Source organism: Cytobacillus purgationiresistens, from assembly GCF_030813235.1.
Taxonomy (GTDB): domain Bacteria; phylum Bacillota; class Bacilli; order Bacillales; family Cytobacillaceae; genus Cytobacillus; species Cytobacillus purgationiresistens.
This window is the reverse complement of sequence record NZ_JAUSUB010000003.1, coordinates 127253-141225: the sequence shown is the minus strand read 5'-3', so window position 1 is coordinate 141225 and position 13973 is coordinate 127253. Positions and strand designations below refer to the sequence as shown.

At 38.8% G+C, this 13973-nt stretch carries 8 protein-coding genes; 6 read left to right on the top strand and 2 right to left on the bottom strand.

Features of this window, described 5'->3' with window-relative positions; genetic code table 11:
- Positions 1 to 31: 31 nt before the first annotated feature.
- Positions 32 to 1678: a gamma-glutamyltransferase family protein gene (locus tag J2S17_RS04870; protein ID WP_307472472.1), complete on the top strand. Its 1647-nt coding sequence runs from the start codon at positions 32 to 34 to the stop codon at positions 1676 to 1678.
- 116 nt (positions 1679 to 1794) lie between these two features.
- Here J2S17_RS04870 and J2S17_RS04865 read toward each other — a convergent pair whose 3' ends face one another.
- Entirely contained in the window at positions 1795 to 2292 is a 498-nt protein-coding gene (locus J2S17_RS04865; protein WP_307472470.1) for a sigma-70 family RNA polymerase sigma factor, read from the bottom strand.
- A 532-nt stretch (positions 2293 to 2824) separates the two neighbouring features.
- Positions 2825 to 3754, bottom strand: a complete 930-nt coding sequence (gene tagU, locus J2S17_RS04860) for a polyisoprenyl-teichoic acid--peptidoglycan teichoic acid transferase TagU (protein WP_307472743.1) — start codon at positions 3752 to 3754, stop codon at positions 2825 to 2827.
- A gap of 552 nt (positions 3755 to 4306) precedes the next feature.
- Between tagU and J2S17_RS04855 the strand changes: the two genes are divergently transcribed.
- The 5 genes from J2S17_RS04855 to J2S17_RS04835 all read left to right on the top strand — a co-directional run bounded on the left by J2S17_RS04855 (position 4307) and on the right by J2S17_RS04835 (position 13852).
- Positions 4307 to 5131 carry a hypothetical protein gene (locus tag J2S17_RS04855; protein WP_307472469.1) on the top strand — a complete coding sequence of 275 codons (825 nt, stop codon included), beginning with the start codon at positions 4307 to 4309 and terminating at the stop codon, positions 5129 to 5131.
- The gene (locus J2S17_RS04850) at positions 5044 to 7008 is read left to right on the top strand and encodes an Ig-like domain-containing domain (protein ID WP_307472467.1); all 1965 of its coding nucleotides are present in this window, start codon (positions 5044 to 5046) and stop codon (positions 7006 to 7008) included. Before J2S17_RS04855 ends, J2S17_RS04850 begins: the two co-directional genes overlap by 88 nt.
- Before the next feature lie 469 nt (positions 7009 to 7477).
- Complete coding sequence (locus J2S17_RS04845) at positions 7478 to 9718, top strand: SH3 domain-containing protein (protein ID WP_307472463.1); 2241 nt, start codon at positions 7478 to 7480, stop codon at positions 9716 to 9718.
- 129 nt (positions 9719 to 9847) lie between these two features.
- Positions 9848 to 11737, top strand: a complete 1890-nt coding sequence (locus J2S17_RS04840) for an N-acetylmuramoyl-L-alanine amidase family protein (protein ID WP_307472461.1) — start codon at positions 9848 to 9850, stop codon at positions 11735 to 11737.
- Between the two features lie 213 nt (positions 11738 to 11950).
- Positions 11951 to 13852, top strand: a complete 1902-nt coding sequence (locus J2S17_RS04835; protein WP_307472459.1) for an N-acetylmuramoyl-L-alanine amidase — start codon at positions 11951 to 11953, stop codon at positions 13850 to 13852.
- Positions 13853 to 13973 lie beyond the last annotated feature (121 nt).

Here is a 13973-nt window from a genome sequence, read left to right as displayed (position 1 = left end):
CTAGCGCTCTTGTCGAAATAAAGGAGTGCCAATGAAAAAAAAGAATCAATTCATTATTTTCGTATCATTGGTTGTTATCTTTATTGCTGTTTGTGTCAATTGGGCTTTGAAAGAAGAAAGGAATAGTAACTTGGATATACGTTTACAAAATAAAGTATCAGAAGAAGATCGTGAATATGCCGTCAGTGCCAGCCACCCGCTTGCAGTTGAAGTTGGATTAAAGGTGCTCGATGAAGGAGGCAATGCAGTGGATGCAGCAGTAGCTGTTTCTTATGCCCTTGCTGTAGTTGAGCCATATGCCTCAGGTCTTGGCGGTGGCGGTGAGATGCTTGTATATAAAGAGGGAGAAACACCGTTTTTGCAGCAATATCGCGAAATCGCTCCATTATCCTCTAAGAAACTGAAAACAGAGTCAGGGATACCTGGGTTTGTTAAAGGAATGGAGGAAATTCATCAAGCGGAAGGCGATTTGCCTTTTGAATCGATCATGAACCATATTATTCCGCTTGCTGAAGAGGGTATTGAAGTCGATAGTGAATTGGAGTATCGCTTAAAAACGGCATTAAAAAGCAGAATTGATAAAAGCGAGGCGACTCCATTTTTCATAGATGGCCGTCCAATAGAGGAAGGCGACAAGCTCGTACAAAAGGAATTGGCAGAAACGCTAAGGATAATAAGGGATGAAGGCGTTGAGGCCTTTTATCATGGAGCATTGACGGATTCATTTGCAGATCAGCATGTTGAGTTTGAACGCAGTGATTTTGGCAAATATACATCGCAAAGAATGGAAGCCATTAAAGGCGAGTTCATGGGATACGATGTCTGGTCAGCTGCTCCTCCTTTCTCAGGCTTGTCAGTTATACAGACCTTGCAAATGACAGAGGAAGTGCTGGAGGATCGCAAGCTTGATAACGAAGTCGATTTTATTCAAGCGGTTGGCGAGATGTCGAAAATAGCATATGAAGAAAGATTATATAATATTGGCGACTTGGACTATACCGATATCGATATGGATGAATTGACAAGCAAAGAATATTCGAGGCAGCTCTTGAAGGAACATGAACTGAAGGATATTTTCTCAAGCAGCCAGGTGAACGATACAGAGGCTGAAATGAAAGACTATGCCCATACCACACATTTTGTCATTATGGATAAGGACGGCATGACGGTTTCAGCTACCAACTCATTGGGGAATTTCTTCGGGACAGGCGAATATATGAAGGAAGGGTTTTTCCTTAATAATGCGCTGACTAATTATAGTAAGAACAAGAAAAGCCCGAATAGCTTTGAACCAGGCAAGCGCCCGCGCAGTTTCATCTCGCCGACCATTCTAATGAATGAGGATGAAATTATTGGAATAGGATCGCCGGGAGGCAGGCGCATACCGGCTGTCATCACGCAAACGCTTCTCTATCATTTATTATGGGGCGATTCTCTTCAAGAAGCAGTGGAACGTCCACGTTTTTACATGGAGAATAAAGAAATACAAATGGAGTCGAAATTTGAGAAAGATACGTATTCAGGATTGCAGGAAGAGGGCTATAACGTAATCTTGAATCATTCAGCTTCATACTTTGGCAGTGTCCAGGCATTATCATTAAATAAGCATGACTTTTCGATAGATGGGGCGGCTGATCCGAGAAGAATAGGGCTTTGGGAGTCTAAATCGAAAAAGTAATTGAATGTGAGCAGCACCTCAATTGATCGATGAGGGCTGCTTTTTGTATGGAAAGATATAAGATATTTAACTTTGATAAAATGCGCTCAGCCACATAGGACTAAACGCATCGTTTCTTATTGATTCAAGATTGGCAGGAGTTTTCTCTTCAATCTTTCCCTTGCCCCTTGTCGCCACTGTTTAACAGCCGCGATGGAAACATTCTCTAATAAAGCAATCTCTGCAATAGATAAATCAAACAGAAAAGTATAGACCACCCATTTCGATTGTCTTTCTGTCAACGAGTCACAATAAGAGTAAAGCGTCATATGATCCAAGGAGGAATCTGTCGTTTGATCGATTAACATTAACCAAAAATCATCTTTCGCATGAACGTTTCTTTCAATATATTTATTCATCCTTGTCAATTCATTCAGAAGGCGCCCTCGTACGAAGGAATAGGCGTAGCTTATAAACCGATGTCCTTTCCGTTCATCATAGTTTAACCATGCCTCCCATAGTGCAATTAAACCCACTTGATAAAACTCCTCTTCATTCTTATAAATATGAAGGGTGTGCATGATCTTATAAATCATTGCTTCGTACTGCTTTACCAGCTGTTCAAACGTTTCCATAACCTTCCCCTTAAGGAAAGCGCGCTAACCATTTTATTCCCGGGTACCTTTACTCTATTATCTGAGTGATCCTTTCTTCAAATAATGAAAATCTTTAAAAATGAATTGGGTTCGGACAGAATAACAGCGGTTTTGTTAAATCATAGAGGAGAAAATAAGCGATGATGGGGGAAATGAAGAACATTATCATATTTATCATAAAAAAATAGCTAATCAGATCATTAGCTAGAAAAGGATGATATTTAAATTAAACTACCTTCTTCTCTTCTTGCCGCATCTCACACATTTGTCAGTATAGTAACTGTATTTATGCTTTCTTTTTAAAAGGCAAATCAGACCCTTAAAGCTCAAAGAAAGCACCTTCTTCATCCGTGAATTTTTAATAAAACGCTATGTGTGTAATATATTTCTTCTATAATAATACTATGTACCTATCTTTTGTGTAAAAAAGTAATTGAAATGAACTGATTATTAGGTTATGAGAAAATAGACATAAAAAACGGAGGACTAAACCTCCGAATTCTAAGGGCATTTATTTAAGGCTCAAATGCCCCTGCAACGTATCTTGAATACGTGTTCGTTCCTGTTCATCCACGATTAAATACCAGATTCCATCAATCGTTTGGCCGCTTCCTGCGATGGATATTTGCTCAACATGGCTGGATGCCTGTTTATAATTTTGTTGAATATCTTTCATCTCATTAAAAGTTAAATTGGTTCTCACATTTTTTCCGAGTGCATCGAAAATGTTATCAAAGTTGGTGAGTGAATTAAAGCTGATACCTTTTTTAATGACAGCCTGGATAATCTGCCGCTGTCGTTCTTGACGGCCGAAATCACCGTTAGGGTCTTCCTTCCGCATCCTAACAAATGAGAGAGCTTCATCTCCGTCTAATGAATTGATTCCCTGCTTGAATTGATAACCATCTAATGTGAAAGCGATCGAGCTGTTCACATCAACCCCGCCGACTGCATCAACTATATCCTTAAAACCTTCCATATTGACTCTAACGAAATAATCTATGGGAATGTCCAAAAAGTTCTCAACCGTAGCAATGGCCATTTCTTCATTGCCAAAAGCATATGCATGGTTAATCTTATCTTCAAAATCTCTCCCTATGATCTCGGTTCTCGTATCGCGAGGAATGCTTAACATATTGATATTGTTATCATTTGGATTCACTGTTAAAACAATCATTGTATCTGATCGTCCTTTGTCTCCTTCTCGCTCATCAACCCCAAGCAAAAGCACGGAAAACGGCTCTTTCTCTTTTAATGTAATTTGCTCTGCTCTCTTTTCGGACTTTTCACGGTCAATTGGTTGATGCATCGTTTCCATCGTGTTTGTGAAGGACTTATACACAGTAAAAAGGTAACCTCCACTCGCGATAATTACTAACGCCAATAGAATAAATATGACTTTTGGCCAAGTCCGTTTCTTTTTCTTCTCTCTCAATGAGATCCCCCCGCTAACAATTTAAGAAGAATAGGTATGGAAATAATATCTATTCTTATAATAGAACAATCGAATCTATAAATCAAAATATTCTAATAATATATCGGTATATCATATAGGTCCAATTGTACCGATTCATTTGATAGGGTGACAATTTAAGGAAAACACTATATTTAATCATATATAACCACTACTTATATCACCGTATAATATAAAATATTACCAAATATTATTGTATCGAAATACTAGGAAGATACATATTTTACTATAATATTGAATAATATGAATCACTAAATGTAAAATATTTCTTTTAATATAGTAAAAAAAATCATAAAAAAGCTAGAATTTAGTAGAAATATGTATTGTTATAGTTCTGTAAGAATGATTTGGTAATTAATCCAATAGATCCTATATTGTATATCTTTTATACTGCATAGTTCGGTAGAATCGGATTGATAAATTTATAGGTAATAAGTTAGTAAGTCGTTGGATAAGCAAAAAGGCAAACAAACCTGAGTCCAATGAATCACTTCCAATATTGAAAGGGGAAATACGAAAATGGCTAAAAAGAAAGCAATTAAGGTTGCAGCAGCAACAGCGATCGCAGCGTCATCATTTGCTGCAGTAGCACCTGCAGTAACTCAAGCAGCAACACAATCTGAGGCTTCAAAAGCAGTAGAATATGCAAAATGGAAAATGTGGCTTCCATTCAAAGAATTATCAAAAACTGGAGAAAACCCAACAAAAGAACCAGTATGGGCTAGCACAGTTAAGAAATTAATCGACGAAGCTAAAGCTGAAAAAGCAAAAGCTCAAAAAGTTCTTAACGCTTACAAAGGCAGTGACAAGAAAAAATTACAAGACGAATTAAACTACAACGATAAATTCGTAACAAACGCTCAAGAATACATCTACGCTAGATGGGCTGGAGACGACCTTTTAAACAAAAAAGATTGGGATACAGTTGTTGCTGAAGCATTAAAAGGCAGCCTAACTGGCAAATACAAAGATATCAGAGATCTTAACAACCTTTACTTCGATTTCGACAACGATATCTGGGCAGCTAGAAAGCAAATTGACAAGGTATTTGGAGCAGAAAACAAATCCGCTCTTAAAAACTGGTACACTGAGCCAGCTTATAAAGACCATGCAGTACTAGTTAAAGATGCAGCTTGGGCTGTTCACTTCGCAGAAAAAGCTGACTGGTGGTTAAATAACGCTGAAGCTAAGAAAGATCCTAAGCATGTAGAATACGCTGGGGAAAGATTAGCAGAAGCTAAAAGAACCTTGATAAAATGGACGTTCCAGCTGAACTGTCTAAACTTGTTACTGGCTACTATAACGAGATCTTTGCTCAATATGAAGAGCAATTGGTTCCAGTAGTAGAAGCTGTTAATGCAATTAATGCTACTCAAATTGAAATTAAATTCAACAAAGCAATTGATAAAGATACAGTTCTAGAATCAAATGGAGATGTTAAAGTTAACGCGGTATCATTAAGATCTCTAGATGGTCTAGCTGGCGTAACTCTTAAAGGTCAATTTAGTGCTGATGGCAAAACATTAACTGTTACATCATCTGCAGTGCTTGAAAAACGTTATGATATCGAAGTTAAAAACGTTAAAACAACTAAAGGCCAAGCGGTAGAAAAGTTCACAAAATTAATTACTGTTGCAGCTGATACTACTGCACCAACTATTGTTTCTACTACTAAACTTTCAGCAGGTAATGTAAAAGTATCTTTTTCAGAGCCGATTAAATCTTTAGGTAATGTGAGCTATAAATTAGCAAATGGAACTGTAGTAGCTGGTACTGGTAATGGAGTTACACATGATTTTGTAGCTGGAGCTAAAGAAGTAACATTTACACTTGGTTCTGACATTGCAGCAGGCAGAGAAGTAATTGCTACATTTATCGGTGCGCAAGATCAAGCAGGTAACTTATTAACGCCAAACCCTGCAACTGTATCAATGGTTAAAGGAAACCCTGATGGAGTAGCTCCAACGGTTTCTTCTATTACTCAAACGGGTGCAACAACATTTGCAGTTAAGTTCTCTGAGGAACTATCAGAAAAACCAGTAATTGAAATCGATGGTGTTGCGGTAGCGACAGCTAAGATTGCTAAAGATAATAATGATCCAACAGTGTATGTTGTTACTGCAGATGCTGCTCTTGATGGCGTTAAAACAATCGGAGTTAAAAGCATCACTGATTTAAGCGGTGAAAATGGAACTGATATGACAAGAGTTGTAACTTTTGTTAAGGAAACTGCAGCTCCAAAAGCAATTTCTTCTACAGTTGTAACTGATGCCACAAATAAAAAAGAATATTTAGAAATTGCGTTTGATAAAGATGTAAATCTTACTGTTGCAACTGTTGCTATAAGTGGTTCTTATATTAAAGGCTTTGTTACAAATTCAATTGCGGATGGGGACGTAGCTCCAAGTGCTGTGAGTTACAAAACATCTCCAGATAAAAAAGTTGTTCGTGTTGATCTAGCTACATTGCTAGGAGGTAAAAATGTTAAGGGAGCTACTTATTCATTAAACCTTACATTTGCTGGAGTAGCTAGTGCATCTGGTGTTGCTGCTGAAGCAGCTAAAACATCATTCGTTCGTGGAGAAGATGGAACAGCTGCGAATACAGATCTTGTAGGTGTAAGTAATGTAGAACAAGGTGATGATAACAACAAAGTTGAAGTTACATTTGACAAGCCTGTTGATGGTGCATCAGCAACAACTGTAGCTAACTACAGAATTGATGGCGCTGTGGTTGAATCTGTAACATTAAAACCAGTTGCTGGTGGATCTCAAGTTGCAGTTCTTAACTTGAAAGCTAACTCAAATGGATTTACTGGAACTCGTAACATTAACATTGCAAATGTTAAAGCTCTTGGCTCTAATAAAGTAATGGATCCTTATTTCATCAACAATGTTTCGCTTAATGAAAATGTTGCTCCAACAGTAACATCTGCTAAGTTGATTGCAACTGACAAAGTTGTTCTAACTTTCTCTGAAGCTATTACAGATGGCGCAGCTGAAGATTTTGAAGTATTGGTTGGAGGAAAGTCACAAGCACTAGCAGAAAAAATTGATGTAGGTGCTGCAACAGCTACAACTACTGTTACTGTAACTATCGATCAAGCAACTGCTGATAAACTTTCAAAAGGTCTTTCCTTTAAAGCGTTAGATACTCTAGATGTTGTAGATGCTGCTGGAAATAAACTAAGCGTTCCTTCAAACATCTCTATTTCTAACTAATAATTAAGTTTTAATATTTTTAAAGTGAATTATCTAGAAAAGCTTTGTAGAAGAAAAACTCTGCAGAGCTTTTCTTTTTTATTATTATCTCAATTTAGAAGGATTACTACCTATTCAGTTACTAGTTCATTGGGTAAATTATACATTCTTATTTATCTGATCTGAAACTTACTTTACCAATTGAGGTTAAATGAAAGCTCTAAATCTATTTTAGTGATGAGTCCCTTTAATGAACCTAATAGGTTTCGTTAAAAAATAAAATAGGCATTTATACTCAACAACAAACCGTATTATTGAATTAAAAGAACTACTAATCCCTACTTCCAAATGGTAAAATAATATCAATAATAGATATTGATAGAAAATAGGTGGTAACAATTTAGGAAAATAGGTTTATAATATTCTTTTTGTTATACATAGACGGTATGTTCGGTTGTTGGCTTTGTTTTATGGAAATAAGGGGGAAGCAATGAATAAATATCTAAAAAAAGTATTGATGTTTGCTAGTATTTTAGTGATTGGGTTAATTTTTACTGTTAATGGAGAGAATTCGGTACAGGCGAAGGGTGCTCAAACAGCGGTGATCTCTTCCGCTTCATATGCCAATGTATATAAAGGTCCTGGGAAAAATTTTGGTTTGACTGGTCAGAGGGTTGGACAAGGAGAGTTAGTAACGAGCTATGAATCCTCTAACGGATGGATTTATGTCAAAGCAAACAATTCCTCAGGATGGGTATGGGGAGAGTATGTATTAGCATCTTCCGGGTATGGCATCCTATCTAATAGCTGGGCAAACCTATACAAGGGTGCAGGCTCTGCCACTGGAACAAATGGAAGAATAGAGCAGGGAACAACGGTGGTAACCTTTGAGTCCAAAAATGGCTGGAGACATATTTACGCGAATGGGCAAGATTCGTGGGTATGGGGAGAGTTCGTTTCTTCTATTAATGGTGTAGCAACTATTTCTTCTTCTCATGCGAATCTTTATAAGGGTGCTGGTAAGGCATTCGGAACGAAAGGAAGCTTAGCCAAGGGCACTACGGTTGCTTTTTCGGGACTGAAGAACGGCTGGCGTCAAGTATATGTAAACGGTGAAGCTGCATGGGTTTGGGATGAAAATCTAGCAAAATCAAACTTTGCATTATCAGGAGAGGGCAGGATTACTAATCCCTCTCACGTAAATGTGTATCATAGCAGCGGCAAAAACAATGGAATCAAAGGAACGATTAGCAATGGTGAGGCAGTGTTAATGCTTCAAGTGGCTGGAGGATGGACCTATGTGCAATCGCCAAAGCTTGAGGGCTGGATATGGGGCACATACACTGATCATGCAGGTTCAACAGGGAAAATTGGCAATACAACCTTTGCGAATATATATAATGGAGCGGCTGGCAATTCAGGTACAAAAGGCAGAGTATCAGCTGGTGAATCAGTTGCAGTATATGAAAAACAGAATGGCTGGATAAGGATAAAGAGCGGTGATGTGACTGGCTGGATTTGGGGAGAGTTTGTTAATGGCGAATTGATTGCTGAACCGAATTCGAACGGCACTAAACCACTTACTGCTAATGTAAATGTATATAAATCAGCAGGCAAATCACATGGAACAATTGGCTCATTGCCGAAGGATTCAGTGGTTAACTATTATCAGGGCCATAATGGCTGGAGATACATCCAAACAGAGAGCATTCAAGGCTGGGTTTGGGATGAATATATTAATACCTTCTTAACGCTGGATTTATTAAAGCCTTCTAATGTAACAGCGGAAGAAATCAATCGATATATAAAAGACTATGAATCTAGAACAGGCAAGAAAAGTATTATCGCAGGTAAAGGACAAGCCTTTATTAATGCCGGGAATAAATATGGAGTGAATGCCCATTTCCTTGCTGCATTAACAATCCATGAGTCAGCATTTGGAACTTCCAATCTATCATATGGTAAATTTAACCTATTTGGTCTGAAAGCTTTTGATAGTGCACCGTTTGATGCTGCTCTTCGCTTCCAAACAGTCGATGAAGGCATTGAATATGAAGCGGCATACGTTCGATACAGCTATCTTGTTCCGAGTGCACCCTATTACAACGGCGTTCATTTAGGGGATAAGCAATCTGGAATGAACGTTAAGTATTCAACCGATCCATTATGGGGAGAAAAGATTGCCAATCATATGAAAAATATGAGAGCTTTCGATAGCGCCCATTATCAAAAAGTGGAATCGATCAACTCTATTAGCTACTCTATGCCGGACGTACCTGAAAACAAAGATGTCTATCCATCCAATATTCAGGTGACAGCGAAGCAGCAATTAAACCTATATGGAAGTAAAAAAGGCGCAAGAACAGGCAATATTCCTAAAGGGAAATCATTTGAACTAGTAGAAAAGCATAATGATTTCTGGTTGAAGATTAAGTATGAAGGCAAGGATTATTGGACGTTCTTCAGTTTTTCATATTTCAAAGACTATATCCAAGTGCATAACCTTGCGCGTGTAGAAGTAGCCAATAATACGAATACAGATATGAAAAACGAGGCAAAGTCTTCAGCTCAAACGAACGAGAGTCTGACGAACAATAGCTATGTTGAGCTCGTGCTGGATAGTAAAAATAACCCAGTCAGTGATCAAAGCAATAAGTGGTATCAAGTGAAATCTAGCAAAGGCAATACTGGCTGGATTGAACAATCTAAGATTAAAAGAGTATATCACTAACGGGATGAATAGATTAGTTTGATAGACTCTTGTCATTTTACATGCGAATTGAAATAATGAAATTTATGTTTGTACCTATTATGGGATGAGCAGCCATAATATTTCAAGAATTGAAGGGAGAAGGAAGAGTTGAAGAATATTTTAAAAGTAGTGATTGCTACTTTTATTTTAGCCGTTGCTATGCTGACACAGGTACCTAATTCTGGTGTGAAAGCAGCAGCAGCTGAAAAAACGGGAATTGTGACAGTGGATAATGTGAATGTGTATAAAGGTCCAGGGAAAAGCTTTGGTATAACTGGCGGTAAAGTGTTCAAGGGTGAGTTGGTCAAGTATTATCAAACAACTAACGGCTGGACATACGCAGTAAGCGAAAATGATCAAGGATGGATCTGGGGCGAATATGTTCAAGCATCCACAGGAGTGGGCGTACTGAATAACGCCTGGGCTAACCTTTATAAAGGTGCGGGTTCTGGTACTGGAACGCAAGGAAGGATTAATCAGGGCACCAGCGTGGTTATGTTTGAATCGAAAAATGGCTGGAGACATATCCATGCAAATGGTCAAGAATCATGGGTGTGGGGCGATTTTGTTTCTAAAAGTTCTGGTGTAGGGACGATTTCTACTTCTTATGCCAACCTATATAAAGGCGCAGGATCAAAATACGGTACAAAAGGTTCCGTCAACCATGGAACAACAGTAAAATTGGCAGAGCTTAAGAACGGATGGCGCCATGTCTACATGGATGGACAGGAAGCTTGGGTTTGGGATGGAAATATCTCGAAGGGGTCTTATCTGACAGCTTACGAAGGAAAAATTACAAACCCTTCCTATGTAAATGCCTATCAAAGCAATGGCAAGAACAATGGTATAAAGGGCAGAGTGAACAATGGCGAAAAAGTAACTGTATACCAGAACTCAGGCGGCTGGACGTACATACAGGGCAGAAACATCGAAGGCTGGGTTTGGAATACGTATGTCAATCCTATCCATAAGACAGGTACAATTACTAATACGACTTTCGCAAACGTCTATAATAAAGCAAATGGTTCATCAGGTACAAAGGGTAGAATCAACCAAGGTGACACAGTAGCTGTATTTGAACAGCAAAATGGCTGGAAAAAAGTCATGAGCGGTGATACAACTGGTTGGGTGTGGGGCGAATTTGTTCTAAATGAAATGGTTACTCCATCCAATGAGTTTGGTGTAGAAACGACTAGCGCCAATGTAAATGTATATAGAGGACCGGCAAAAAGCTACTCTACAATCGGTTCAATTCCAATGGATTCAGTCGTTTCCATTTATCAGCTTCAAAATGGCTGGAGATATGTCCACGCTGGCTATATTGAAGGCTGGGTATGGGGAGAGTACGTTGATCCACTTGGCGGAATTACGGTTTTCCTAGATCCAGGCCATGGCCAGAATGATCCAGGAGCAATTGGATTTGGATTAAAGGAAAAGGATGCGGTTCTTGATATTGGACTAAAAGCGCGCGCGTTATTTAATAATAAGAGCCCGCTGAATATCATGATGACGAGAAGTGCAGATAGCAGTGAAGTGACCGCGAATGGCAAGGATATTTCTACATCTGACTCTTTGAAGTTGCGTACGGATTATGCCAAAAAGCATAAAAAATCAAATGATGATATCTTTATCAGCCTTCATGCCAATGCATTTAATGGTAATGCAGACGGTGGAGAGTCCTATTATTATTCTTCGTTCTCAGCGAGAGCTGTCAATCCTCACTCGGCAGATAGCAAATTGCTGGCAGAAAGCATTCAAGCTCGTTTAGTAGAGTACATGAAGCTGAAGGATAGAGGCGTGAAAGAAGGCAACTTTGCGGTATTGCGTGAAAATGTCATGCCAGCTACTTTAATAGAAATGGGCTTTATCGACAATAAATCCGATAATGATAAATTAAAGGACGATTATTGGAGAAACCAAGCTGCTAGAGCCGTCTATCAAGGCACGCTTGATTATTACAAGAAAAAAGGCTTTAAAGTAGATTCATACGGTTTATAAGAAAGAGACGAAACTGTCGAGATAACCTCGGCAGTTTTGTATATGTTTTAGACTAGGAGCTTTCCAATGATAGGCTGCTATGTGGAACACACAAGCATATTTTTTATTAAAATTAACGGAATATTCAATTAATGAAAATGAATATATTGATATTTTAGTGGTATACCATCCAGGGATAAAACCTGATATTTTATTAGTAGGGAGAAGAGAATGTTGAAGAATATAATAAAACTGCTGATTGCCACATTTGTTTTAATGATTGTCGTGCTGACACAAGCACCTGATTTGCAAGCAAGTGCAGCCACAGAGGGGAAAACCGGATTAATTACAGTGAACGCAAATGTATATAAAGGTCCGGGAAAAAGCTTTGGTACTGCAAGTAAAGTCGGAAAGGAACAGCTAGTCACATTCTATGAAACTAAGAATGGATGGACATATGTTGTAAGTGAAACTGCGCAGGGCTGGGTCTGGCGAGACTATGTACAATCGTCCCAAGGAGTCGGACTGCTTAATAATTCTTGGGCAAACTTATACCCTAAAGTCGATGTACCAGCTGAAGATAGCAAAATAACACAAGGTACGCCTTTCATTATTTTCGGGGAGAAAAATGGTTGGAGAAATATCTATGTAAATGGAAGATACGCGCAAGTTTGGGGCGAATTCGTTACTAAAAGTTCGGGAATAGGAACAATTTCACCATCCTATGTCAATCTGTATAAAGGGGCAGGAAAGGCCACTGGCGGCAAAGGCACCATTCAAAAAGGTGCAACGGTTAAGCTCGCAGAGTCAAAGAACGGCTGGCGCCATATTTATCTAGATGGACAAGAAGGCTGGGTCTGGGATGAATTCATCTCAAAGGCAGCCTACAACAATGCTTATGAAGGAATCATAACAGCTTCTGACTACGCCAATGTTTATAACACAAATGGAAAAAGCGGCGGAATCAAAGGAAAAGTGCATAGCAATAGTGCACAAGTGATCAAGGTAAGTGTATTCCAGCAAAAAAATGGCTGGTCCTATATGAGGGGAAAACAATTAGGCTCAAACAGCTATATTGAAGGTTGGGTCTGGGGCACATATATCACACCTTCCCATCATACTGGTGTCATTCGCAGCAATCCAGACGCAGCTATCTATAATGAACCAAATGAATCATCAGGGATCAAAGGCAAAGTGAAAAATGGTGCTTTAGTGGCTGCGTACGAATCAAAAAATGGCTGGAAGAAAATAAAGAGCGGTGATACAACTGGCTGGGTTCCAGATGGCAAAGTAGAAAAAAAAAGAAGCGCTCCTACAAATTCAATCGGGGTTGGCGCAGCGAGTGCAAATGTGAATGTGTATGCTGGACCAGCAAAAAGCTATTCAGCTATGGGAACGATTCCTAAAGGAGCAGCTGTGTCTATTTATCAGTTCCAAAATGGCTGGAGGTATGTGCATGCCGGTTATATTGAGGGCTGGGTGTGGGGTGAATATGTTGATCCGCTTGCAGGCGTAACTGTTTTCTTAGATCCAGGTCATGGCCAAAATGATCCAGGAGCAATAGGTTTTGGATTAAAAGAGAAGGATGTTGTTCTTGATATTGGATTAAAGGCGCGCGCTCTATTTATTAGTAAAAGTCCGCTCAATATTATGATGACAAGAAGCGCCGACAGCAGCGAGGTTACTGCAGATGGCAAGGATATTACAACAGCTGTCTCATTAAAATTGCGTACGGATTTTGCAAAGAAGCATCAAAAATCGGATAACGATATTTTTATCAGCCTTCATGCCAACGCATTTAATGGCAGTGCAGAAGGTGGAGAGTCATACTATTATGCAGCAAGAGCGGGCAATCCGCACACTGAAGAAAGCAAGCTACTTGCAGCAAGCATTCAAGAGCGTTTAGTTGAGAATATGACATTAAAAGATAGAGGTATAAAGCCGGGAAATCTGGCTGTATTGCGTGAAAACGTGATGCCGGCTACGTTGATAGAAATGGGCTTTATCGATAATAAAAATGACAATGATAAATTAAAGGACGAATACTGGAGAGACCAAGCTGCAAAAGCGATTTACCAAGGGACATTAGATTATTACAAAGAAAAGGGCTTTAACGTTGACGCGTACGGCCTATAAATACTAGAAAAAGCTGCCTAGGAAATCTTGGCAGCTTTTTTCTTTTTGAGTTGAGGTGTTTTATGGCTTTGATTTAATAGAATTTTTAATTAAATAATCTAATAGAATCTAGTTGTGTCAC

Coding starts and splice junctions, on each gene's coding strand:
- J2S17_RS04865 (WP_307472470.1), bottom strand. CDS start 2,292: ATGGAAACGTTTGAACAGCTGGTAAAGCAGTACGAAGCAATGATTTAT.
- J2S17_RS04845 (WP_307472463.1), top strand. CDS start 7,478: ATGAATAAATATCTAAAAAAAGTATTGATGTTTGCTAGTATTTTAGTG.
- J2S17_RS04870 (WP_307472472.1), top strand. CDS start 32: ATGAAAAAAAAGAATCAATTCATTATTTTCGTATCATTGGTTGTTATC.
- J2S17_RS04850 (WP_307472467.1), top strand. CDS start 5,044: ATGGACGTTCCAGCTGAACTGTCTAAACTTGTTACTGGCTACTATAAC.
- J2S17_RS04855 (WP_307472469.1), top strand. CDS start 4,307: ATGGCTAAAAAGAAAGCAATTAAGGTTGCAGCAGCAACAGCGATCGCA.